Here is a 21,990-nt window from a genome sequence, read left to right on the forward strand (position 1 = left end):
GGGGTTATCCTCCTTCAAGTATGTTGCTATGCAAGGTAGCGGGGCGCATTTAGGCTGGGCTGCAAATGAGAATGATAAATGCCGAGTGACGAATTGACAGTGATGCCGGATGAGAATGACAATGGCGACGGCAACGGCAACGGCAACGGCAACGGCAACGGCAATAGTGAATGGCAATTTGCAATGACAATGGCGAATTACAATTGTGAATAACGAATAGCAAAACCTTGATCCCTACAAAACGGACGTCCCTTTCAGCTACCTTGTTATGCAATATATCATAACAACAGCATACTTGCAATGCAAGGTAGCTTAAATAATCCATGTCGTATTCGTGAACCAGGTATAATTCTGCCGTTCCTATTTCACAATAATAAGCATTCTGAAGCAATAGACGACCCTCTAAACATTTAGGGGTAAAAAGGAGGAGTTCTTTAGGTGAGTGCTAACTTTTATGACGATGAATTGCATGGTGGAGACGCTGTGCCGGCAAACGGGCAAGAGGTTGTTGCAGGTAACAGTGCAGCCGACGTGATGTTTGGCCAGCCTGAAGGGGGATACGCCTCCGGGGATGATGAAACAGATCTGTCTGTATCAAGCTTATGGGAGAACGACCCTATTGGGAAGACCTGGATGAACGATTGGAGCGGACGAGAAGAGACCCATGCGATGTTTCGCCAGAGCTACGAGTAAGGCTGAAGATGCGGTGTGAAAGCTGATGAAGATTGAAGTGGACAAGATAAGATGCATGCTGGGGTTTGCAAAGCCGTGAGTGTAGGTTGAAAACGGTTCGGAGAACTGGGCGGAACTATAGTTTAGGAGAACGATGTCACGTTTGTCTGTGGTATAAGTAGTGGTTGAATGGACCGTTTCATAACCGGTGGAGCTGTAGTAGAAGGCGCCACGGAATATAGCCGATTTCCACATGCATCGGACGATCATATCTTGCACGTAGTTTGCCGTCTGCCATTTGCGTTGACAATCCATAATCACGATGCTAAGATAGGTTTATCTAATTCATATTAAACTTATCGGAATTGTTAATATTATGATTAAGGCGTGTTATCGCAAGGAGGAATCGGCATGGAGCGGCAAATTACAATCCGGCATAATCAAGAAGAACTTACGGCAACCATCCATTACCCGTTGAAGGAAGCGGCCCAAGGAGGCAGGTGCAATCGGGTACCGTTGGTCATCATCTGCCACGGCTTTGTTGGAAGCCGGATCGGCGTGGACCGGCTGTTTGTCAAAACGGCGCGTGAGTTTGCCGATGACGGGTACATGGTGATCCGGTTCGATTATATCGGATGCGGGGAGAGCTCTGGCAATTACGGAAGCGAGGGGCTCGACTCGATGATTGCCCAGACGCGTTCCGTTCTCGATTATGGACTCAGCTGTGCCGATGTCGATCCGACGCGCATCACACTCATCGGACATAGCTTGGGTGGCGCTGTCGCCCTGCAGACCGCCGTTCGTGACCGGCGGGTGAAGAATCTGATTCTGTGGTCTGCGGTAGGTTATCCGTTCAACGATATCGTCAAAATCACTGGTCGCGATGTGTACGACACCTCTGTTAAGTCGGGAACCGCTGATTATTTGGGATACTCGTTTACCCCGGTCTTTTTCGATTCGTTGGCACAGGGTCAGCCTTTCCAGGAAGCGATCAAGTTTACGGGCAATGTGCTGGTGATACATGGTACCTCGGATGAAGTCATTCCGGTCGATTACGCATTTTTGTACCAAAAAGTGTTCTGGATGCGCCAGGAAGGCCGCTGCGATAAGGAGATCATCTTCCAAGCCGATCACACGTATTCCGCCGGGCCTCAGCGCGAGCTGCTCCTAGAGCGGACACGGGATTGGTTGAACGAACAGGAGAACATTCAGCAGGAGTGGCAGCACTGGATGATTTAAGGGAGTTATTTGGCATATTGGGCGATTTAACGGTACAATAGAGTTGTCCCTTGATTTTGAAGCTGGAGGTGGCATCGATGACGTTACCTGCTTTATTTATTGCCCATGGTTCGCCGATGATGGCCCTGGAGGACAACGAGTATACCCGCTTCCTTGAGCAATTGGGGCGGGAGCTGCCTGTACCTAGAGGCATAGCGGTATTTTCTGCCCATTGGGACGATCCGGATCAGCGGCTGACTGAAGATGCCGTGCATGGCACGATGCATGATTTTTACGGATTTCCGGATGAAATGTACCAGATCACGTATCCTGCCCCAGGCAGCGCGGAGCTGGCTGCTCAGATTCGTCAGCGTTTTGAGGCAAGCAATCTGCATGCCAAAGCCGTGACTGGCCGTGGACTGGACCATGGGGTATGGGTCATTCTGCGCAAAATGTACCCCGATGCGAATATTCCTGTGGTGGCCTTGTCTGTGGACTCCAAGCGCTCGCCACACGAACAATATTCCATCGGTACGATGCTGTCCGATTTGCGTGAGGAAGGCATCCTGATTATCGGGAGCGGCGGTTTGGTGCACAATCTGCGGATGGTGCATGAGAGCGATGAGCCTGATGAATGGGCGGCTGCATTCGATGAATGGATCGCGAAGCAGCTGACGGAATGGAATCTGAATAATTTGTTTGCGTTTGACAAAAAAGCGCCTCATGCCAGCGATGCGGTCCCTTCTTATGGACGGGAGCATTTTGTCCCTTTGTTCTATGCAATGGGTGCTGCCGATACCGGCCGCAAGGCAAAACGATTGTTTCAATCTTACCAATATGGCAGTTTGAGTCTGAACTGCTGGTCATTCGAATAATGAGATGCCGGGCTTGGATCACAAGCTCGGCTTTTGTTGTTTTAGAGGGGATTGTGTGTGGGATTTTCTGTTGGCAGCGAGTCGGGGCAGATGTCTGTGGGGGAGAAGCAGAAGATAGTGGGGGGCGTTATTGGGTAACCAGTGCACTTGGTAAGTCCGTCGGCGGCCCGGCAGTTCGGACCTCAGATCCGCTATTTTCGTAATCGGCATGATATTGCGAGGTTTATCAGACACAGAATCCGTTAAGTTGCAGATCAGTGCACTTGCTCAGACCGTAGGGGCCGCAGTATCGGACCTCAGATCCGCTATTTTTGCTATAGGCACGGTATTGCGGGAGTTATCGGACACACGATCCGTTAAGTTGCCGATAATCCGTAAAATGATGGCCTCATTCGGGGAATAACGGATCTCTGGTCCGTTCGTGTTAAGGAAATGGTGCTTTTGGTCAAAATAAGGTCCGCTGAGTCCGCTAAATTTGTAAGTCGCTAGGCAGTGTGCCGTAATGTACGTCGCTCGAACGTAAGCATAAGCTCAAATGTATGCAAAGCTCAAACGTATGACGGCGCTCGAATGAGTACAACGCTCTTTGGACCTCAGATCCGCTATTTTTGCTATACGCACGGTATTGCGGGAGTTATCGGACACACGATCCGTTAAGTTGCGGATAATCCGTAAAATGATGGCCTATTTCGGTGAATAACGGATCTCTGGTCCGTTAGTGTTAAAGAAATGGTGCTTTTGGTCAAAATAAGGTCCGCTGAGTCCGCTAAAATTGTAAGTCGTTAACAGTTTCGCATGTACTCGTTAAGCAATGTTGTATAAACTCGTTAAGCAATGCTGTATGTAACAACGCTCGAACGCTGCCATAACAAAAAACAACCCGGCTTGATTGCTCAAGCCAGGCGCTCTAATCAATAGGTTAGAATTTTTTAACTACAGTTGCTTACCATGTTATGCCGTTTGTTTTTTGAATGGTGTGTGCGTGGTTCCGTCGCCTTTGGTTGTTTTATGGGTCATTTTGTTCCACAACCCGCGGAGGTAAGGGAGTACCCAATGGTCGAAACCGATTTTACCGGCGTTGGCAGCAGCGACGATGATCAGCACTTCAAGCAGTAACATTTGGGCGTTGGTGCTCACGGTGCCCGAGAAGAGGAACGCAGCGTTCATAACCAGTCCCATCAGGGCGGCGAAGGTTGTGAAGGTACCGAGAATGAGTCCGAGACCTACCAGGAATTCACCGAGCGGGATGATGACATTGAAGAGCTTCACGCCTGGCAGTGCTCCGTGTTCGAGGAACGCTGCCCACCAGCCTTGTACGGCGGGGTGATCGCCGGCTGCCTTCGCAATCGCGCCTTGCAGGAAGCCGCCTGCGTCAAATCCTCCTGTCAATTTACCCCAACCTGCTGTCAGCCATTCATAACCGATGTAGACACGAATGATAGTCAGCAGCCACATTGCAAATTTGTTTGTTCTCAGCCAGTTGTTAAACATATAAACCACTCCTTAAAAGTATGAATTTTCTTTTTATGAAAGCTTCCTTGCAAATTCTCAGGTGCGTTGAAGTTCTGCGTTGTTGTTGTTTCAGGAAGATGATCATCTCTTTCATGTCTTTATTATATGTGAAATAAATCACAATATATGTGATTAAAATCACATTCGTGATAAATATCATAAAAAATTTTACGGGTTGACGCAGTTAACGTACAGCAAAAGACGGATGATCGGGATTGAGGCCGCGATCACCCGTCGGTAGAAGTTAAGAGGTACAGTTAAAGTTACAGTTATGGTGTAGTGTTGTAGTAGAGTAGTTGCAGCAATAAGTAGTTTGCAGGTGCGGGAAGTAGTTGTAGAGGTAGTAGTCGTAGAAGCAGTAGCTGTGGTAAGTAGCACTATAATCTCAGTAGTAGTTGCAGCAACAGTAATTGCAGGAGCCGTGTAGAAGTAATCGCCGCAACCAGTAGTAGCGCACTCGCATAGTGCAGGAGCGGCAGTTTCAGCAATGGAAGCGACAATGCAGCAGTGAGCAGCAGTGAGTAGCAGGAAGTAGCAGCGATAGTAGTAGTAATTTGCTGCAGCAGCAATAGGAGTAGCAGTGCAGTAGTGTGGTAGCCGCAGCAGTAGCAGCAACAGGAATTATAGTAGCCGTGGTATAAGCGGCAATCGCGGCAATCAGTAGTAGTACTAGCATAGCTGTAGCAGTGGCAGTTTCCGCAATGAGTAACAATGCATAGTAATTGCAGTAACCGTGGTATAAGCGGCAATCGCGGCAATCAGTAGTAGTACTAACATAGCTGTAGCAGTGGCAGTTTCAGCAATGAGTAAAAAAATGCAGCAACAAGTAGTAGCGATAGTAGTAATTGCGGCAGCAGCCATACGAGTAGCAGTAGCAGTGCAGTAGTCGCAGCAATAGGAACAGTGCAGTAGTAGCAGTTGCACTAACAAAACTGGTTGCAGCAGCGTGTCACAACAGCACTAACAGCCAACAGAAGTAGTGACGTACAGGCTTGCAGCAGTTGCACTAACAGAAACAGTAGCAGTTTCCCGAACCAGCACCAACAGCACCATCAGCCAGGCGGCAGCAGTATGCAGTTGTGTAGAGAAGCAACAGTAATAGAAACAACAGTAACCTGCAGTTTGCATGAAAAAGCTCAAAGAGGAGATAGGCAGTCAATCGGATTAAGCGGTGAGAATGAGTCAGTCTCCACTTTTTGAGAGGAGGGAAGTCAAGCGGCAGCTTACAGAAGAGGAAGCAAGCCGCTTTTGATTCTAGTTATAGCAACCAGCTAATGTTCATCGGTGTTGATTTAACTTTAAAGCTCTTCAGACTGCCTGATTCTGTAGAGAGGAGGGGTCACTGCTGATTTTTGCTTTGCGGGTGAATTTATCTTGGAGGTAGGACATGAGCCAGCGGTCGAGCCCAATCTTTCCGGCATTTGCAGCCGAGAGGATGATCAGAAATTCGAGCAGTAGGAGCTGCCCATTGATGCTGATGGAACCGGAGAAGAGATACGCGGCGTTCATCACGAGCCCCATCAGGGCGGCGAACACAGTGAATGTGCCGAGAATGAGGCCAAGTCCGACGAGGAATTCGCCTAGCGGAATGATGACGTTGAACCATTTTACGCCCGGCAGCGCGGCATGCTTCAGGAATACGGCCCACCAATCCTGAACTGCGGGATGCTCACCAGTGGATTTGGCGATGGCCCCCTGCATAAATCCGCTTGCATCGAAGCCTCCCGTTAACTTGCTCCAGCCTGCCGTCAACCATTTATACCCGACATACACCCGAATGAACGTCAGCAGCCACATTGCGATTTTGCTTGATTGCAACCATTGAATTAACACCAGCATCACTCCTCCATGAATAATCATTCTCTTTTTCTGTTTTCAGATTTTTGCAAATTTGAAATTCGTAAGCGCGATGGAAGCCGAAAAAAACAGCAACGATCTATTTAATGTCGCATCCTAACAAATTATTCATATTTGCAAAAATCTGTATTTAAATACAGTATTCGCAAAGGTCGGAACTTGGCATGGGTTCTTGGCATGAAAAAAAGACGATGGAGAACCGAATGGTTCTCCATCATCTCGTGTTTGATGCTTTATCTTTACGCGGTGCGTTTTTTAAGCGGTGTTGGCGCGATACCTTCATCTTGGTTTGTTTTGTGGGTCATTTTATTCCACAGGCCACGAAGGTAAGGGAGTACCCAACGGTCGAGACCGATTTTACCGGCGTTGGCCGCAGCGACGATGATCAGCACTTCAAGCAGTAACATTTGGGCGTTGGTGCTCACGGTGCCCGAGAAGAGGAACGCGGCGTTCATAACCAGTCCCATCAAGGCGGCGAAGGTGGTGAAGGTACCGAGAATGAGTCCGAGACCTACCAGGAATTCACCGAGCGGGATGATGACGTTGAAGAGCTTTACGCCCGGCAATGCCGCGTGCTCGAGGAACGCTGCCCACCAGCCTTGTACAGCGGGGTGATCACCGGTTGCATTGGCAATGGCGCCTTGGAGGAAGCCCCCTGCGTCAAATCCGCCGCCTGTCAATTTACCCCAACCTGCTGTCAGCCATTCATAACCGATGTAGACCCGAATGATGGTCAGCAGCCACATTGCAAATTTGTTCGTTCTCAGCCAGTTGTTAAACATATAAACCACTCCTTAAATGAGTTTTGATTTTTTTGGATTAATGGTCATTACGTTGTTTCTGATATCGTTGTTGTTGGTTCTTGTTGCCTTGGGAAGTGATCACCTTCTCTATGTCTTTATTATAAGTGAAAATATTCACATTACATGTGATAAATATCACAAAGTTGTGAACGTTTCGAAATGAGCGCTCCGCAGAGGGGGTTATATCCAATGTGGGCACCGATTTCTGGGTGCGCGATGCCTAGTTAGGAGCACGCTTGGATGGCTGTCAGGCTGCCATTCACCTGCTTTCTGCTTAGAGCCATAAAGTACTGCTATATCTATGTCATCATGTTATCCATTATCCGTTTGTTACATTTAACGATCATTGTCGGGGGTTGTTGACTCCAACATTATCAGCGATGCGATCAAGACGAAGCTTTTTGTCCAAAATGTTTTAGCACATCATTTCATAATGGATTTCATAAAACCTAAATCTATAAAGTAACGGGCAGCACAGGAGAAAGGATTAAAGATTGTCTTCGATTGTCTTCGATTGTTTCCGAGAAGCCTGTTGTTTGAATCAAGCGATATAGAAAATAGAGAGCTCGCGCCTGAAGTTTGATCGTTTTGTGTAGGTAAGCTTGAATACTTTCAGAAAGCCTCATCGCATGCTCGAATCGTTATCAGGGTCTCGCTTAGCAGTGAACAGGCCGCTCTGCACCCAGTAACGGATTGCCGATTTAGGAGCCCCTGTTCGTCTGGAACCTCGTGGATGCTGAAATATTGGTTAGAGTCGTTAGCTCGACTACCTTCAGAACACGATTTCAACTCCCTTACCAGTTGATCTAATCTTACTTTTTTCCGATGCAGCATAACCTAACCTTCGTAAAAAATGCACAACATTAAAACCATTGTAATGTAATTCTGGATTTTTTATTGATTTCCTTCATATTTACCTCCTAAACCTTCCAATTGGCTTTCATGTTGTATGATGAAAATAATCCAATTCAAGGAGGAGTTTATATGACAGAAAAACCAGTATTGCGTTCGGACATGACCATTGAGGAGATTTGTGTGGCAGGTAATCAATATATTGAATCGGTATGGAAAACACTATACGATTCGATGTTTGATGAGTTAACGATCGCTTTTCGTGAAATCGAGGATGCTGCCTATGGGCGCTATTTGGACCAGTTGATGCCCGCACTATTTGAGAGCCTTGAAGACGCTGGGTTCGAAGCAACCGAGCCCCTCAAGGAGCATGATTTCATCATCGGGAAATGTTTGCTATTTCGCAATTCGCTTGAAAAATGGGGAACCGAGGAAAATAGGTCTAGAATTTTCTGGAACGTGATACGTAGTAAGAATGGTCAACAACCCATTGGAACTTTATTGACGGAAATCCCTCATTCTCATCTGAAGTTCGACATTCCTAGGGCACCTTTACTATATTCGCTGAGCGAATATGAGAGGGAACAAATCGCGCGAGGGATTCGACGGATTAAGGAATAAGAATAGTCGTAAAGGAGAGCATGCTTATGTTTGGTCCAAATCCCAATGAAAAGTATCCGATACCGGGGAATCGTAACTTACAGTTTATTAAGAACACAATCACAAAGCCTAACATTATGGTAGGGGACTATTCCTATTACCATGCATTAAACGGAGAGCTGTTCGAAGATCAAGTATTGTACCATTATGAGCTCATCGGGACCAAGTTGATCATTGGGAAGTTCTGTTCGATCGCTCCTGAAGTCAGATTTCTTATGGATGGCGGCAATCACAGGATGGATGGGTCAACCTTTCCGTTTATATCCACCTACAACACCAAGTGAACCAGAAAAAGTTTGATTACCTTTTGCCATAGGCTGGGCTGTACACTCTTTTTAGAGACCGAAGTAGCATGCTCCTTCACAAAACTCGCATCCTCCTCACTAAACTCTTCTCCGACCTCATAACGAGAGTTAATTTCATCCAACTTTTCTCGAATTTGAAGATCGGATAATCCTTCTTCAGACGCTGCGAATGCCATACCAACTCCGCTAAGAGTAAGTGCCATAACAAGTAATGGTGTCAAAGCCAGCCTCATGATTTTCTTTAACATAATAAATCCTCACATTGTTGTATTTTGAACCTTATTAATTGTGGCTCTAATAGAATAAACACCTAGAAACAGGAAAGGTTATGGAAAATATTAAAAAAACAGACTGATCTATGGAAGACCTTAATTTAAATGTCGGGTGACAAAAACATAGTAACATTAGAAGCCGCTGATTATGCGGCTTTTTATATTTATGTTATCAAGCTCTTGTGAAAATACAATGACAAGAACTTGATAACATTCCCGATATGATTTCATCGACGACGGCAGACGCCCTTTTATTAAACTAACGGGCAGAATAGTTTAACAAAATAAAGGAGCATTCTGCTTGTGGCATCTGCTCCTTCTTCATGTTGCCGTTCAGGATCAAGCTGTCTACATTTCAGGAGGCAGCTCGTCTAATACTCCGATAATGCCTGTTTTTGGTACGAGTTTCATATTTCGGAACCCAATTATGATAATATATGAAAAAGTATGGAACGAGAAGTGGGATAATTGGCTTGACGATGAAGCAACCTGGAGGTTTGTCAATGCGATTGGTTCGGGTTCTGCATTTATTAATACTATGTAGAGAGAGTGATGTTACTTGAAAAGAAACGTATTATATATTGAAGATAATGAGAAAATAGGCAGTTGGGTAAAGGAAGAATTGGAACAGCGAGGGTTTTCAGTTCAGTGGCTGCTAACTGGTGAAGGAGCCGAAAGAGAAGTCAATCAGCATGAAATCGTTATTTTGGATATCATGTTACCCGGTTTAGACGGATTTACTGTGGGAAGACGATTAAAGAAGGCAGCTCCTGCTGTTCCTATTTTGCTGTTAACTGCTCGAACATCGATAGATGATAAAGTAGATGGTTTACAATTTGCTGATGACTACTTAACGAAACCATTCCATACAGATGAATTAGTTGCAAGATTAGAAGTATTAATCCGTCGTAATGGTGGAACAAAATCCGAACGCATTTCATTAGGAAATCAGATTGAAGTAGATCCAGAAGCTCAAATGATATTTGACAAACGCACAGGAGAAGAAATTATATTAACAGGGAAACAGCATCAAATCTTAATGTACTTCTTACGTCACCCTAATCAAGTTTTAACAAAAGAACAAATTTATGAAGCTATTTGGGAAGAAGCTTATATAACTGGTGATAAAACATTAATGGTGCATATCCATCGACTGCGACAAAAATTAGAACGTCATCCGGATTCCTCAGAGATTATTGAAACGTTGAAGGGAATAGGCTATCGGGTGAAACTATGAAACAGAATAGATCATTATTTCATCGTTTTCTAAAAGTGCATTTTCTATTTATCTTTTTTCCTCCCATTTCACTTATTTTCTTCAGTGCGTTTTTTGGGATTTCTGATATGAATGAAAAAGTTCTGAACACGTTAAATCTATTTTACGTTACCATACTTTTGTTTGGTTTTATTATTGTAGCATTTGTTATATTATCTTGGCTGTTCTTCTTGAAACTTCAAAAACGTCTAGCCCGCTTACAGGAAGTTATGTCATTTTCAGCTAAAAATAATTCATTTCCTAAACCCATATCTGTTCAATCGGATCGCATGGATGAGATAGACCAGTTAGGAATTTCTTTTAATTGGATGATTCAGCAGCTTGAAGACAGTCGCAAGCGAGCATTTGAAGAGGAATTATTACGACATCGACTCATTGCGAATTTATCTCACGACTTACGAACGCCACTTACCATTTTGAGAGGACATGTCACCAGTTTAAATAAAGAATCCATGAGTTTCGAAGGACAAAACTCGTTAACAGAGATTAACCATACGATTACAAGAGTCGGAGATCTAATGGATGATTTACTGTCCTACACATTGCTTACATCAGGGAAACATCCTTTTGGGCCCGTTTCAACAGATATTGTACGTTTAGTAAGAGCATCTGTTGCTGCGTGGTATCCTGTGTTTGAAGATAAAGAAATTCAGCTCGATGTTGATTTACCGGCAGAGGAGACTTTTTATTGGGAAGCAGATCCTAATTGGATGACACGGGTTTTGGATAATTTATTTCAGAATATTCTTCGCCATGCAGCAGAGGGAAAATATGCAAACATTGTGGTTGATGTAGAAAAAGAACAGATCATTATTGCAGACAGAGGTCCAGGTTTGGATAACTCTTCCTATGAGCGTGGGGCGGGGATTGGTTTATCGACTTGTAATTATATGTTGAAAAAAATGAATCTGAAAGCGAACTTTACATCAAATGAAAATGGCACAAGTGTAGCTATTGCAAGGGCTTAACCTAAAGGTAATCCAGAAGTAAACCACATGATAGCTGTGATGTAACTTTGCTTCTATATAATTGGAACCATAACGGAAAGGAAGTGTTATGGTTGCTTACCATTAATAACTTAGTCAAATATCGCGGAACTCAACAAATCTTATCAGGTATCAGTTTTAAAGCGAGACCTGGTAGAGTGACTGGTTTTTTAGGTCCGAATGGGGCAGGGAAAAGTTCTACACTACGCATCCTGCTTGGATTAGATCGTGCCACCTCAGGGAGTGCACTCATTAATGGCAAGCCATTCGCAGAATTACATAATCCTCTAGCAACAGTAGGTGCCGCACTGGATGGATCTGGAGCTCATCGTAGGCGAACAGGAAGGGCCCATTTACGTTGGATTGCTCGTGCCGCAGGATTACCTAGTTCACGTGTCGAGGAAGTTCTGGAAATAGCGGGTCTTACTAATGCAGCTGACAAAAGAGTTGGGAATTATTCGCTTGGCATGGGGAGAAGACTTGGAATGGCGGCTGCACTACTGGGTGATCCCCAAATATTGGTTCTAGATGAACCAGTAAATGGGCTCGACCCGGAAGGAATTCGTTGGATCCGGACATTTTTACGTGAACGTGCTGAGTCTGGCAACACGGTGTTACTATCCAGTCATTTAATAGGAGAGCTTGCAGAGACTGTTGATGATGTGGTCATTATTAAGCATGGAACAATCGTTGCAGATGGAACATTGGATGAAGTAATAGGTAACCATTCCACGCTGGAGAAAGCTTTTTTTGCCCGGACATCTGAACATGCAGGTGATGTTGTATGAGAGCATTCAACGCGGAACTATCTAAATTGTTCTCCCTGCCGGGCATTTGGCTTGCCTTTCTTATTGGAGCATTTTCCCCTGCGGTCATAGCTGCCTTAGACAGTATAGCACAAAAAGAGGATATTATAGCTGGAGTCAGCACACGGCTATTGGAAGTTGGCTATATTGGATTAGCTCTTGGTGTACAAGGTGTCATCATTCTTGGTGTGCTTGCTGTCAGTAGCGAGTATTTGACAGAGAGCAGTGAATCTGGCGGAGGACAACAGATTACAACAAGTTTAACGGTTGTTTCATCGAGACTTCATTTTTTGCTGGCAAAAGCAGGCGCTGTGACAGTAATCAGTATACTGCTTTGTATTGTTGCTATAATGACAACTGTGTCAGCCTCGCATCTAGTTCTTGGTGAGTATACCCCTGCATTTGAATGGTCTAAACTGCTCGGCGCAGTTTGTTACTGGACATTCACTGCTCTTTTAGCATTTGGGATTACTGTTCTAACTAAGAATGGCACTATTCCGCTTGCTGTGCTCATCATAAATACATCCGTTGTATCATTTAGTTTCCTGTTTTCTAAGGTTACAAAGTTAGCGTTATACTTACCGGATAGGGCTGGCCTTGAAATGTTTATGTTTCTGAGCGACAGATTTCTCACCCCGTTCACAGGCGGCTTAGTCATGTCTGCCTGGGTAGTCGTTCTATTCATTGCTGCAGCTATTGTATTCCATAGGAGGGACGTTGCAGCATGAGTGTCCCCTCTAGTAGAAAGATAACACAAATCCTTCGTGCTGAACTGGATAAATTAGTAACATTATCATTGACATGGCTCACTCTTATGGGTACATTCATTCTTAATTTACTTTTAGCCGCAGCTTTTACTTCGGTTGGTCTACAAGGTGCAGCAGGGACGCAAAGTATACTGAATATAGGACTTTCTTCTATGGGATATCTTCAAGCAGGGTTCATTATTCTTGGGATCTTAGCTACTTGTTCGGAGTATACCGGTGGACAGATTCGAACTACATTAACTACGATACCTTGGCGTGGGTTTCAACTATCCACGAAGTATTTGGCATTGGCAATTATAACCGTTCCTATGGCGTTTATTATTGCTGCATCAGGTGTGCTATATACTTTTATAATGATGAGGGACACAGCAGTAGTGATTGAAATAGACACAATGATAGAAGCATTAGTAGGCGCAACAGGCTATCTAACATTAACCACACTTCTCAGTGCAGCTATAGGTGCTTTACTGAGACGAACCACTCCTGCTTTAGTGATACTGCTTAGTTATTATTTCATTGTCAGTCCATTGTCGAGAGATTTTCTACCTAGTATTAAAAATTATTTTCCGGATACGGCAGGATCTTATATGTATATGCCGCCTTCCTCTGATAAAATAAATGCCCTTACAGTAATGCAAGGGACAGGTATTACAATGTTATGGACAGTTATCTTTATTACAGTAGCTATTGTATTTTACCGTAAACGAGATGCCTAAGTGTTTCATCATTTATACACATCATCTGGCAGTTTGTATAATCTACCATATGGTGATGTTTGGTTAAAAGATGTTTTTGAGCAATCCAATGAATAAATATTTCATCTAAGAACGGATTCTAACCTTTTTGCAGGCTGTCGAAAGCGAGAATTCAAGGTTCGTGCTGGATGTGTAGTAAAAAAGTCGAACGCTTGACTTCCTAAATCTGAGGAATCCAGAATTGAAGGGCTTCGGCATCAGATAACGAATTACCTTGAAAGAGATCAGAGACAAAGCGAAGAGAGGGATTCCATCATCGGAATACCCTCTTATTTCCATTTGTATGGCTGATGGTATGTCATATCGGTCAGTAACATTCGGTCACTTCTTTGGGAAGGTGTGTCATATGACATTTTGACACTGTTGCACATGACAACGAGTGCAGTAGGATACAGAAGAGAATTTTGGGAACTAGAATATCTCTTATCAAACCTTTATTAGAACAAAATAAAAGTAAGCTGAATGGAAAATCCCAAGAGTTCGCATGAATCAAACAAAATGCACGTATTATCGAGCAATTTACGACAATGGCAGCTTCATATCCTGATAACCAGAAAGACTTTTATTTGAAACATGATATTGCCATGTATGAAAATGCGAAGTGGACAGAAGAACATGTAGGAAAAACAATCGTGTGGGGCCATAATGGACACGTTTCGAAAACAAACATGATCCCTTTCGTATACCCTAAAGTAGCTGGGCAGCATTTAGCAGAACATTATGGGAAACGGTATGTATCCATTGGAACATCTGTCTATGAGGGACGTTACAATGTTTATAACAGTAACCAAGAATTTGGGCCCTATGGAACATTAAAATTAGATGACCCGAATAGTTATAACTATACGTTTGGACAAGTCAATTACGACCAGTTTTTTGTTGATTTACGTAAGGCAAGCGGAGTGACAAAAACTTGGCTAAACGAGCAACATCCCGTTTTCGCTGGAATAACTATGGTAGGTCCAGATATCCCAACAACTGTTGATTTATCATTAGGTAAAACATTTGACATCATCGTTCAAATTCAGAAAGTGAATCCATCTCAACTGAATCAATAAAATCTTAATTAAAGTACAAATGGATGAGTTTTGAAGAAGCAAAAGAAAAAGTCTAGTCAACGATGAAGTGCTTGGATGACAAGAACATGTATGCTTAAAAGTCGCGCTTAGTTGCGGCTTTTTTTTTGTTTTAACGATTTATGTTCTTGTCAAAAACCAATAGACTTGAAGTTTTTTAGTGGGATATGGATTACATGGCGCTTTGCTGCTAGAGAGCAATACTAGAATCATGAACATTCCAGCCACCAGATACTTTGATCAATTACATATGTCCCAAATACAGCCTTTGACTAAGCAAAGAAGAAAAGGACCTGCGGTGTCAGGTCCTTTTCTTCAGTGAACATCGAAGACTTGCTTTAAGAAATCGGGTTACCTTTGATATTCATCTGGATGTATCCCCTTCTATATACAGACAAAGCACGATACAGACAAAGCACGGATTTTGTGATTAAATGTAAACTAAAGTTGATTGTTGTTTGGGAATTTTGGGCAAATAGGTTGGAAATTTAGGGTAATAAGTAATGGGAGCGTTCATAGGGGGAAACAATATGCATAGCAAAGGGTCTTTCAGGAAATTCGCATGGAGGACAAGCTTGTTGTCGATGGCGACAGTATTGCTGCTGTCCGGATGTGGTGGTAAGCAGCAGGCAGAGTCTGTCCCGGCGCCGGTGGTGGAGGCTCCGATCGAGCAGCCAGTGGAAGTGCCTCAGGAGAATGCATCTTCTCCATATAAGGCGCCTCTGACCGGATTGCCGTTAGAAGCGTCACTGACGCAGCGGCCGCTGGCCATTATGATCAATAACGCCCCGGCGGCAAGGCCGCAGTCGGGTCTGGGACAAGCGGACATGGTGTATGAAGTGCTGGCGGAGGGAGGGATCACGCGTTTGATCGGCATTTTCCAAAGCCAGAGCGGCATTGAGAAGATCGGGCCGATTCGCAGCATTCGTCCTTATCTGATCAATCTAGGCGAGAGCTACGGCGGTGTTCTTGTACATGCTGGCGGCAGCCCTGAAGCTTATAGCATCATCCAAAAGCAAGGCAAGCAGGATATGGACGAGATCGGAAATGCAGGCTCTTTCTTCTGGAGAGACAAGGAACGCAAAGCGCCGCATAATCTGTATTCCAGCGACGAGAAGCTCCGTGAAGGAGCAGCCAAGCTTAATTATGGCAACGACGTGAAAGTGCCGCAATATTCGTTCTATTCGGAGCCGCCGGCTGCAAGCGGCGATGGTGCAGAGGGAACGGCGCCTGTGGAGGTTGTGTCCGGCGAACCCGGGGAGAAGGTAGAAATCAAATTTTTACTGGATAGTTATGTAGTGGCTTATCAGTATGACGGTTCGACCAATACGTACAAACGGTGGGTCAACGGATCGCCGCATGTGGATCTCAACGATAATGTTCAGCTGGAGGCCGCGAATGTAATTGTGCTGGGGGCGGATCATAAAGTGCTGGATGATGTGGGCCGGCTTGCCGTGAATGTGGAAACGGGCGGGAAAGCGATGCTGTTCCAGCGCGGAGAAGTCATCGAGGGGCAGTGGGTACGCGCAGCGGGCGATGCGATCCGTTTCGTGAAGGACGGCAAGGAAGTGCCGTTGGTGCCGGGAACGACGTATTTCAACATTGTGCCGAATTCGCCTTCTTTTGAAAGCCATGTGACCATTACGAATCCTTGATGCATAAGATGTGGATGGAGGATGCTCTGTCGGGATAATTTGCACTCATACGGAGATGTTAATAGGCAGGAGAATTGAAGCGATATCCATGCATCTTCTTTTTTGTTAGTTCCTTACATTTCTGAGTGTTACTTTTCTATACACACCCTGCCATGGATGTGATAAGATAGTCAAGGTTGTCTATCTTTTGAGGGCGTTCGCGGCAATTTATCGAAAAAAGGGGTTAAGAGTATGAAATTGAAGAAGAAGGATATATTCTTCCAAACGCTGGAGAATATGGCCGATACGGTGGTACAAGCCGCAGATTATTTTTCGCAGCACGTTTCCAATCTTCAAGATGTGCTTGAATTTGCCAATGAAATGAAAAAATACGAGTCCCAGTGTGATACCTATACACATACCATCATTACTGAGCTCAACAAAACGTTTATCACGCCAATCGAACGCGATGATATTATGGACCTGACAACCAGCATGGACGATGTGATGGACGGATTGGAAGCAACCGCATCCCGGTTCTATATGTACAATTTGGGGAAACCTGACGAGTACATGGTACAGTTTGCTGAAATTCTGCGTCAATCGGCTTACGAAATTCAGAAAGCCATTCATTTGCTCTCTCAAAAGAAACTTCTGGCTATTCGTGAGTACACGATCCGCTTGAACGATCTGGAGAACCAAGGCGACGAGCTGCTGCGCATCTGTATCAAGGATCTGTTCGCCACCGTCTCTGACCCGATTCTGCTGATCAAGAAAAAAGAGATTTACGAACGTCTTGAAACGACCACGGACACCTGCGAAGACGTGGCAAATATGCTGGAATCCATCATTATGCGCAACTCGTAAGGGAGTCCTGAACAATGGATACAACGATGTTAGTATTAGTAATTGTTGTTTTTTTGGCGCTTGCATTTGACTTCATCAACGGGTTTCATGATACGGCGAATGCCATTGCAACGTCGGTATCAACCCGGGCCTTGAAACCGCGGGTAGCCATATTGCTTGCAGCCAGTATGAACTTCATCGGTGCGATGCTGTTCACAGGGGTTGCCAAAACCATCGGCGGCAGCGTCGCGGATCCGACCAAGCTGGATAACGGGATCGAGGTTGTTATTGCAACATTGCTTGCAGCCATCATCTGGAACCTGGTTACCTGGTGGTTCGGATTGCCTTCGTCCTCTTCCCATGCGTTGATCGGGGCATTGGCCGGTGCGGTATTTGTCGGCGCGGGAAGCGACATGCTGAATTATGCCGGATTTAAGGATATCGTCTTGGCGTTGATCCTATCGCCTATCATTGCCTTTGTGATCGGTTATCTGGTCATGCAGCTGCTCAAGGTTATCTTTGCTAAACACAGCCCGCATACGGTGAATAAAGGCTTCCGTACGATGCAAATCTTTACGGCAGCACTTCAATCCTTCACGCACGGTACCAACGATGCACAGAAGGCGATGGGGATTATCACCTTTGCTCTGGTCACCTCCGGTCAATTGACAGAGATGGAAGTTCCGCTCTGGGTTAAAATTTCGGCAGCGACAGCGATGGCGCTCGGGACCTCGATCGGTGGCTGGAAGATCATCAAGACCATGGGTACGAAAATTTTCAAAATCGAGCCGATCAACGGGTTCGCAGCTGACTTCTCGGCCGCATCCGTCATCTTCTCGGCTACGCTGCTTCATCTGCCGATCAGTACAACCCATGCGATCACCTCGGCAATTCTCGGTGTAGGCTCAGCGAAACGCTTCTCCGCCGTGAAATGGTCTCTGGCAGGACGCATTATTGTGACTTGGTTTATTACGATTCCGATTACGGCTGTACTGGCAGGAATCATATTTAAAATTCTTTTCTAAAATGTAATTACACATAGATAATGGATAGTAGTGGGCCAATCAGGAATCGATTGGCTTTTTTTGTTTAACGAAACCGAAGGTGCAGGGAAGGAGTCGTATCATGATTCGTACGTTATCTATTACGCCAAGCAACGAAGCCGTAATCGGACTTTCACTCGAAGAGATTCGAATAGAGGACTATGCCTGGATTTGGGTCGATTTCAGTGAGCCCACCCCGGAGGAGGCCCGGATGCTGGAGAGCTACTTTCACTTTCATCCGCTGGCGGTGGAGGATTGCCTGCACATTCTGCAGCGGCCAAAGCTGGATTATTACGAACAGATGCAGTTTTTTGTCCTGCATGCCCTTCAGCCGGATACTCTGGAAGTCGTCGAGGTGGATCTGTTTCTTGCACCTTCGTTTATTGTCTCCTTCCACGAAAAGGCGCTGCCCGAAATGAATGACGCTTGGGAACGCGTGACCTCGGTCGCCGGCAAGGGTCCGCTGGGCCAGGACGGTCCGAGCTTCACGGCCTATACGATCGTGGATAAGCTGGTGGATCAGTACTTTCCCAGCTTGTTTGCCATCGAGGACGAACTGGCCGATCTGGAAAGCCGAGGGGAGAAGGATTCGGTGGAGGAGCTAATGAATCAGGTGTTTGCGCTGCGTTCGAGGCTGCTTCGCCTGCGGCGGACGGTTGTGCCGATGCGGGATTTGCTGTACCGGATCGTGAACTCGCAGCATTTGGAGCACCACGCGCACCATGCATATTTTTCCGATATCTACGATCATCTGCTGAAGCTGGCGGACATGATCGAGGCCGACCGCGAGATGACGGCGGATCTTCGTGACAGCTACATATCCGTGAATTCGAACCGGATGAACACCATCATGAAGACACTAACGGTGATCACGACCATCTTCATGCCGCTCACCCTGATTGCCGGGATTTATGGGATGAATTTTCAGAATATGCCGGAGCTGGAGTGGCATTACGGTTACTTCTTCGTGCTGATTCTCATGTTTGTGCTTGGCGGGGGCATGGTGATGTGGTTTATGCGCAGAGGCTGGTTTAAATAAAAAGGTTTATTATGACGTGGACATCGTGATGCCATTCGGAAGTAGAGGCATGTTAGTCAGAGTATCGGTGGTCCAAGTCCTTGCTAGGGAAGTTATCGGATAGGCGGGTAAGGTTGTCCTGCACCATAAGGCGAATGCTAAATCGCTGGGGTTTCTTGTTTCTCCGTAAGGGGTAAAGGCTTGCTGAGGAGGGACTGCATATGAAACTCAGGCTCAAACCACATCCCAAGAAGCGTTCATCGCGTCAACCAGATGAGCCTTTGCGTTCCCGGCTGCTGCGCCGGATGCTTCGCTTGGCTTGGAAGCGAAAACGAAAGCTGGCCGTTACGAACCGCTATGAGGTGGGCATGGTCATCAGCGAGATTGCGACGGGCCTGTTGTTCATTGCAGGCAGCATCATGATGTTCTATCCCCATATGAAGCGAATCCCGACCGTACTGTACCTGCTGGGCAGTATTATGATGCTGCTGCGTTCCGGTTTGCGCGGCTCCTATTGGTTTCGGTTAAAATCACTCGAAAGCGTCGAGAATAAAGAAGCCAGCCCCGAAGGGGACTGGACGCGCTGATGAGGATATTATAGGTTGATAAAAGGATATGGCTCCAGCCTGAGGTAACAGACTGGAGCCTGCTGCATGATGTATGATGTTCGGATGATCACGCCTATGGCGACCTTCATACGTTTCTGCTAAACCAATTGTGTCAAATATCCTTCAATGATCAAGGAGACGGTGTTTCTGTGACTGACGGTACGGTTTAAAGTCTACCGAGCTACATAGATCAACGGCGACGTCTGCTTTTGCCGGACGGTCTGCGCGAGCCGGAGCGGCGCCGGCTTCCCGAGGAACGGCGGCGTCTTCTCGGTCTATATTCGTATTCGTCCTCATTCTGATCCGTAAATGCGCTTGGAGAGGATCCGCTTTTGCCTTTCTTCTTAAGTGCGCCTGCCAGCACGGAGAATATGGGTGCTAGCTGCTGGAAGCCCTGCATGAGCTTTTGTACCTTGCCAATGTTGTTGACGATGCCGTCGATGCCGCCCATCCGGTCGATGAGTCCCTTAACGTCGCTCATATTGTTGACCCCGAGCCCGCCGAGGAGCTTGCTTAATCCGCCTCCACTGCCGCTGCCGCTGCTGCCTCCTCCGCCAAGGAGACCTGCCAGGCCACCGCCGCCGGAATTCGTGGATGGAGCCAGAGCCGAAGCCGATGCCTCCATGTCCGTTACACCGTCGGTATATGGATATAACGCGGTTTCACCCACTTCCGGATAATCGCTGTATGGAGAGATGCCAGGGTATGGCGATGGCGCCTGCGGCAGTGATTCATTTTCAATGAGGGAGCGCTGGTTGGTGGATCGGCGGTGATAATAGTGAGAATGACGCGTCATGATATCACTTTCCTTTTTGAGTTAAGATACTATACTGTATGATGCGGGCGGGCGATGGGTTTAGGCGGATGTCCCGATTTTCGGGATAGGAGCGGAATCGGGCGATAGCCCAGGAAGATTTTGGCGAGCACTGGAGATGCGAAATGTGAGCGTGTATAAGGGATGCTGCCTCTGGGTAATGGTTGTCCTGTAGTGCGTGAAATCGTTAATGCTTGAAAATACTATATCCGCTCGGGTACAATGGGAGTGCGAGTGTTATACACAGTAACAATAGGGGATGATCATCCAGTGCAATTAAAGAAGCTAAATGATAAAAGCATCGATCAATTATTCGAAGCGATATTAACCCTGGGCAGTGTGGAAGAGTGCTATGTATTCTTCGATGATCTCTGCACCGTTAACGAAATTCAGTCCTTGTCGCAGCGGCTGGAAGTGGCGCGTATGCTGGGCAAGGGATGCACATACAACCAGATTGAAGCAGAAACGGGAGCCAGCACCGCAACGATTTCGCGTGTGAAGCGTTGCCTGAACTACGGCAATGACGGTTATAAAATGACGCTGGAGCGTTTAGGACGTTAAACTTATGACGAAGCCGGGTGTGCTGGTTATTAGTCATGGTTCACGTGAACAGAAATGGGTGTCGCTGGTGGACGAAGCCGTCCAGAAGCTGGCCTCTCATATGGATATACCAGTCGTAGCTTCGTACCTGGAGCTGGTAGAGGGCCGTCTGATTCAGGACGGCATTACGGACTTGGAAGACCAGGGTGTCACCGACATTGTGGTCATTCCTCTATTTGTCTCGTCCGGCAGCACACATGTCGACGAAATAGCTTATGCTATAGGAGCGAAGGACGCTCCGGACATGGAGACGGACCTGGCGCCGTTTCGGGTCCAGTCCCGGGTTCATTTTGGTACACCTATGGACGACGATCCCGAGATTGCGGCCATGGTATGGGATAAGGTAAAAGAGCTGTCCGTGAACCCGGCGAAGGAGGTTATTCTTCTCGTCGGACACGGCAGCCGGCATGATCTGTTTCGCAGCCGCTGGGAAAAGGGTATTAACTCTTTGGCACAGCGAGTTAGCGAGGTAAGCGGAACAAGCGCGGATTATGCCTTACTCAGTCCCGGCGATGTTCGGGACAAGGTGACAGCATGGATGGAGCGCGGCTGCGATGTGATCGTAGCTCCGCTTTTTTTAAGTGAGGGGTATTTTACGGAGAAGGTGATACCTGATCGGCTGGAGGGGCTGGAATGCCGATATTCAGGCAGAACCTTGCTTCCGCATCCGCTGCTGCCGCAGTGGATGGAGTCGCAGGCTAAACTTCTTCTTCTATCCTTGAAATCATAAGTAGG

The 21,990-nt window shown here is 46.2% G+C and carries 22 protein-coding genes and 2 pseudogenes; 19 read left to right on the plus strand and 5 right to left on the minus strand.

Going from position 1 to position 21,990, the window contains the following annotated elements; translation table 11 throughout:
* The first annotated feature begins 78 nt into the window (after window positions 1–78).
* From MHH48_RS05100 to MHH48_RS05115, 4 genes are all read left to right on the plus strand, one after another.
* Window positions 79–213, plus strand: a complete 135-nt coding sequence (locus tag MHH48_RS05100) for a hypothetical protein (protein ID WP_256720781.1) — start codon at window positions 79–81, stop codon at window positions 211–213.
* 225 nt (window positions 214–438) lie between these two features.
* On the plus strand, window positions 439–693 hold the full coding sequence (locus MHH48_RS05105) for a hypothetical protein (RefSeq protein ID WP_076325575.1): 255 nt from the start codon (window positions 439–441) through the stop codon (window positions 691–693).
* A gap of 390 nt (window positions 694–1,083) precedes the next feature.
* On the plus strand, window positions 1,084–1,911 hold the full coding sequence (locus MHH48_RS05110) for an alpha/beta fold hydrolase (protein ID WP_076325574.1): 828 nt from the start codon (window positions 1,084–1,086) through the stop codon (window positions 1,909–1,911).
* Between the two features lie 77 nt (window positions 1,912–1,988).
* The gene (locus tag MHH48_RS05115; RefSeq protein WP_076325573.1) at window positions 1,989–2,765 is read left to right on the plus strand and encodes a class III extradiol ring-cleavage dioxygenase; all 777 of its coding nucleotides are present in this window, start codon (window positions 1,989–1,991) and stop codon (window positions 2,763–2,765) included.
* Window positions 2,766–3,716: 951 nt separating this feature from the next.
* Here the strand turns inward: MHH48_RS05115 and MHH48_RS05120 are convergent.
* The 3 genes from MHH48_RS05120 to MHH48_RS05130 all read right to left on the minus strand — a co-directional run bounded on the left by MHH48_RS05120 (window position 3,717) and on the right by MHH48_RS05130 (window position 6,916).
* The gene (locus MHH48_RS05120) at window positions 3,717–4,256 is read right to left on the minus strand and encodes a DoxX family protein (RefSeq protein WP_076325572.1); all 540 of its coding nucleotides are present in this window, start codon (window positions 4,254–4,256) and stop codon (window positions 3,717–3,719) included.
* Window positions 4,257–5,585: 1,329 nt separating this feature from the next.
* Window positions 5,586–6,110 carry a DoxX family protein gene (locus MHH48_RS05125; protein ID WP_083659814.1) on the minus strand — a complete coding sequence of 175 codons (525 nt, stop codon included), beginning with the start codon at window positions 6,108–6,110 and terminating at the stop codon, window positions 5,586–5,588.
* Window positions 6,111–6,373: 263 nt separating this feature from the next.
* Entirely contained in the window at window positions 6,374–6,916 is a 543-nt protein-coding gene (locus tag MHH48_RS05130; protein ID WP_076325570.1) for a DoxX family protein, read from the minus strand.
* Window positions 6,917–7,921: 1,005 nt separating this feature from the next.
* Here MHH48_RS05130 and MHH48_RS05135 point away from each other — a divergent pair.
* Both MHH48_RS05135 and MHH48_RS05140 read left to right on the plus strand, forming a co-directional pair.
* A complete protein-coding gene (locus MHH48_RS05135) occupies window positions 7,922–8,410 on the plus strand; it encodes a DUF6022 family protein (RefSeq protein ID WP_076325569.1) in 489 nt (162 codons plus the stop codon).
* Window positions 8,411–8,430: 20 nt separating this feature from the next.
* Window positions 8,431–8,709 (plus strand): annotated as a pseudogene (locus tag MHH48_RS05140) (acetyltransferase); the annotation flags it as partial.
* 8 nt (window positions 8,710–8,717) lie between these two features.
* Here the strand turns inward: MHH48_RS05140 and MHH48_RS05145 are convergent.
* Entirely contained in the window at window positions 8,718–9,002 is a 285-nt protein-coding gene (locus MHH48_RS05145) for a hypothetical protein (RefSeq protein ID WP_076325568.1), read from the minus strand.
* A 583-nt stretch (window positions 9,003–9,585) separates the two neighbouring features.
* Between MHH48_RS05145 and MHH48_RS05150 the strand changes: the two genes are divergently transcribed.
* The 11 genes and pseudogenes from MHH48_RS05150 (at window position 9,586) to MHH48_RS05200 (ending at window position 19,820) form a co-directional block, all read left to right on the plus strand.
* Window positions 9,586–10,263, plus strand: a complete 678-nt coding sequence (locus tag MHH48_RS05150) for a response regulator transcription factor (RefSeq protein WP_076325566.1) — start codon at window positions 9,586–9,588, stop codon at window positions 10,261–10,263.
* Complete coding sequence (locus MHH48_RS05155; RefSeq protein ID WP_076325565.1) at window positions 10,260–11,270, plus strand: HAMP domain-containing sensor histidine kinase; 1,011 nt, start codon at window positions 10,260–10,262, stop codon at window positions 11,268–11,270. The genes MHH48_RS05150 and MHH48_RS05155 overlap by 4 nt, the downstream gene beginning before the upstream one ends.
* A gap of 92 nt (window positions 11,271–11,362) precedes the next feature.
* Entirely contained in the window at window positions 11,363–12,076 is a 714-nt protein-coding gene (locus MHH48_RS05160) for an ATP-binding cassette domain-containing protein (RefSeq protein ID WP_076325564.1), read from the plus strand.
* Complete coding sequence (locus MHH48_RS05165; protein ID WP_076325563.1) at window positions 12,073–12,822, plus strand: ABC transporter permease; 750 nt, start codon at window positions 12,073–12,075, stop codon at window positions 12,820–12,822. The genes MHH48_RS05160 and MHH48_RS05165 overlap by 4 nt, the downstream gene beginning before the upstream one ends.
* Window positions 12,819–13,577: an ABC transporter permease gene (locus tag MHH48_RS05170; RefSeq protein ID WP_076325562.1), complete on the plus strand. Its 759-nt coding sequence runs from the start codon at window positions 12,819–12,821 to the stop codon at window positions 13,575–13,577. Before MHH48_RS05165 ends, MHH48_RS05170 begins: the two co-directional genes overlap by 4 nt.
* A gap of 473 nt (window positions 13,578–14,050) precedes the next feature.
* Window positions 14,051–14,674 (plus strand): annotated as a pseudogene (locus MHH48_RS05175) (erythromycin esterase family protein); the annotation flags it as partial.
* A 596-nt stretch (window positions 14,675–15,270) separates the two neighbouring features.
* Window positions 15,271–16,347 (plus strand): DUF3048 domain-containing protein, encoded by a 1,077-nt coding sequence (locus MHH48_RS05180; protein WP_144023513.1) that lies wholly within the window; start codon window positions 15,271–15,273, stop codon window positions 16,345–16,347.
* Window positions 16,348–16,578: 231 nt separating this feature from the next.
* On the plus strand, window positions 16,579–17,193 hold the full coding sequence (locus tag MHH48_RS05185) for a DUF47 family protein (protein WP_053489885.1): 615 nt from the start codon (window positions 16,579–16,581) through the stop codon (window positions 17,191–17,193).
* Between the two features lie 14 nt (window positions 17,194–17,207).
* The gene (locus tag MHH48_RS05190) at window positions 17,208–18,197 is read left to right on the plus strand and encodes an inorganic phosphate transporter (RefSeq protein ID WP_076325560.1); all 990 of its coding nucleotides are present in this window, start codon (window positions 17,208–17,210) and stop codon (window positions 18,195–18,197) included.
* 100 nt (window positions 18,198–18,297) lie between these two features.
* A complete protein-coding gene (corA, locus tag MHH48_RS05195; protein WP_076325559.1) occupies window positions 18,298–19,254 on the plus strand; it encodes a magnesium/cobalt transporter CorA in 957 nt (318 codons plus the stop codon).
* 200 nt (window positions 19,255–19,454) lie between these two features.
* Complete coding sequence (locus MHH48_RS05200; RefSeq protein ID WP_076325558.1) at window positions 19,455–19,820, plus strand: YrhK family protein; 366 nt, start codon at window positions 19,455–19,457, stop codon at window positions 19,818–19,820.
* A gap of 211 nt (window positions 19,821–20,031) precedes the next feature.
* Here MHH48_RS05200 and MHH48_RS05205 read toward each other — a convergent pair whose 3' ends face one another.
* A complete protein-coding gene (locus MHH48_RS05205; protein ID WP_076325557.1) occupies window positions 20,032–20,637 on the minus strand; it encodes a hypothetical protein in 606 nt (201 codons plus the stop codon).
* 288 nt (window positions 20,638–20,925) lie between these two features.
* On the opposite strand from MHH48_RS05205, the gene MHH48_RS05210 reads away from it, so the two are divergent.
* Window positions 20,926–21,216 (plus strand): YerC/YecD family TrpR-related protein, encoded by a 291-nt coding sequence (locus MHH48_RS05210; protein WP_053489879.1) that lies wholly within the window; start codon window positions 20,926–20,928, stop codon window positions 21,214–21,216.
* 4 nt (window positions 21,217–21,220) lie between these two features.
* On the plus strand, window positions 21,221–21,985 hold the full coding sequence (locus tag MHH48_RS05215; RefSeq protein WP_076325556.1) for a CbiX/SirB N-terminal domain-containing protein: 765 nt from the start codon (window positions 21,221–21,223) through the stop codon (window positions 21,983–21,985).
* Window positions 21,986–21,990 lie beyond the last annotated feature (5 nt).

The organism is Paenibacillus sp. FSL F4-0100 (assembly GCF_037993005.1).
GTDB lineage: Bacteria > Bacillota > Bacilli > Paenibacillales > Paenibacillaceae > Paenibacillus_AQ.

Excerpts from the sequence above, each read along its gene's own strand:
- MHH48_RS05120 (WP_076325572.1), bottom strand. The coding sequence starts at position 4,256 with ATGTTTAACAACTGGCTGAGAACAAACAAATTTGCAATGTGGCTGCTG.
- MHH48_RS05100 (WP_256720781.1), top strand. The coding sequence starts at position 79 with ATGCCGAGTGACGAATTGACAGTGATGCCGGATGAGAATGACAATGGC.
- MHH48_RS05200 (WP_076325558.1), top strand. The coding sequence starts at position 19,455 with ATGAAACTCAGGCTCAAACCACATCCCAAGAAGCGTTCATCGCGTCAA.
- MHH48_RS05155 (WP_076325565.1), top strand. The coding sequence starts at position 10,260 with ATGAAACAGAATAGATCATTATTTCATCGTTTTCTAAAAGTGCATTTT.
- corA (WP_076325559.1), top strand. The coding sequence starts at position 18,298 with ATGATTCGTACGTTATCTATTACGCCAAGCAACGAAGCCGTAATCGGA.
- MHH48_RS05190 (WP_076325560.1), top strand. The coding sequence starts at position 17,208 with ATGGATACAACGATGTTAGTATTAGTAATTGTTGTTTTTTTGGCGCTT.
- MHH48_RS05205 (WP_076325557.1), bottom strand. The coding sequence starts at position 20,637 with ATGACGCGTCATTCTCACTATTATCACCGCCGATCCACCAACCAGCGC.
- MHH48_RS05185 (WP_053489885.1), top strand. The coding sequence starts at position 16,579 with ATGAAATTGAAGAAGAAGGATATATTCTTCCAAACGCTGGAGAATATG.
- MHH48_RS05165 (WP_076325563.1), top strand. The coding sequence starts at position 12,073 with ATGAGAGCATTCAACGCGGAACTATCTAAATTGTTCTCCCTGCCGGGC.
- MHH48_RS05135 (WP_076325569.1), top strand. The coding sequence starts at position 7,922 with ATGACAGAAAAACCAGTATTGCGTTCGGACATGACCATTGAGGAGATT.
- MHH48_RS05115 (WP_076325573.1), top strand. The coding sequence starts at position 1,989 with ATGACGTTACCTGCTTTATTTATTGCCCATGGTTCGCCGATGATGGCC.
- MHH48_RS05145 (WP_076325568.1), bottom strand. The coding sequence starts at position 9,002 with ATGTTAAAGAAAATCATGAGGCTGGCTTTGACACCATTACTTGTTATG.
- MHH48_RS05110 (WP_076325574.1), top strand. The coding sequence starts at position 1,084 with ATGGAGCGGCAAATTACAATCCGGCATAATCAAGAAGAACTTACGGCA.
- MHH48_RS05130 (WP_076325570.1), bottom strand. The coding sequence starts at position 6,916 with ATGTTTAACAACTGGCTGAGAACGAACAAATTTGCAATGTGGCTGCTG.
- MHH48_RS05170 (WP_076325562.1), top strand. The coding sequence starts at position 12,819 with ATGAGTGTCCCCTCTAGTAGAAAGATAACACAAATCCTTCGTGCTGAA.
- MHH48_RS05215 (WP_076325556.1), top strand. The coding sequence starts at position 21,221 with ATGACGAAGCCGGGTGTGCTGGTTATTAGTCATGGTTCACGTGAACAG.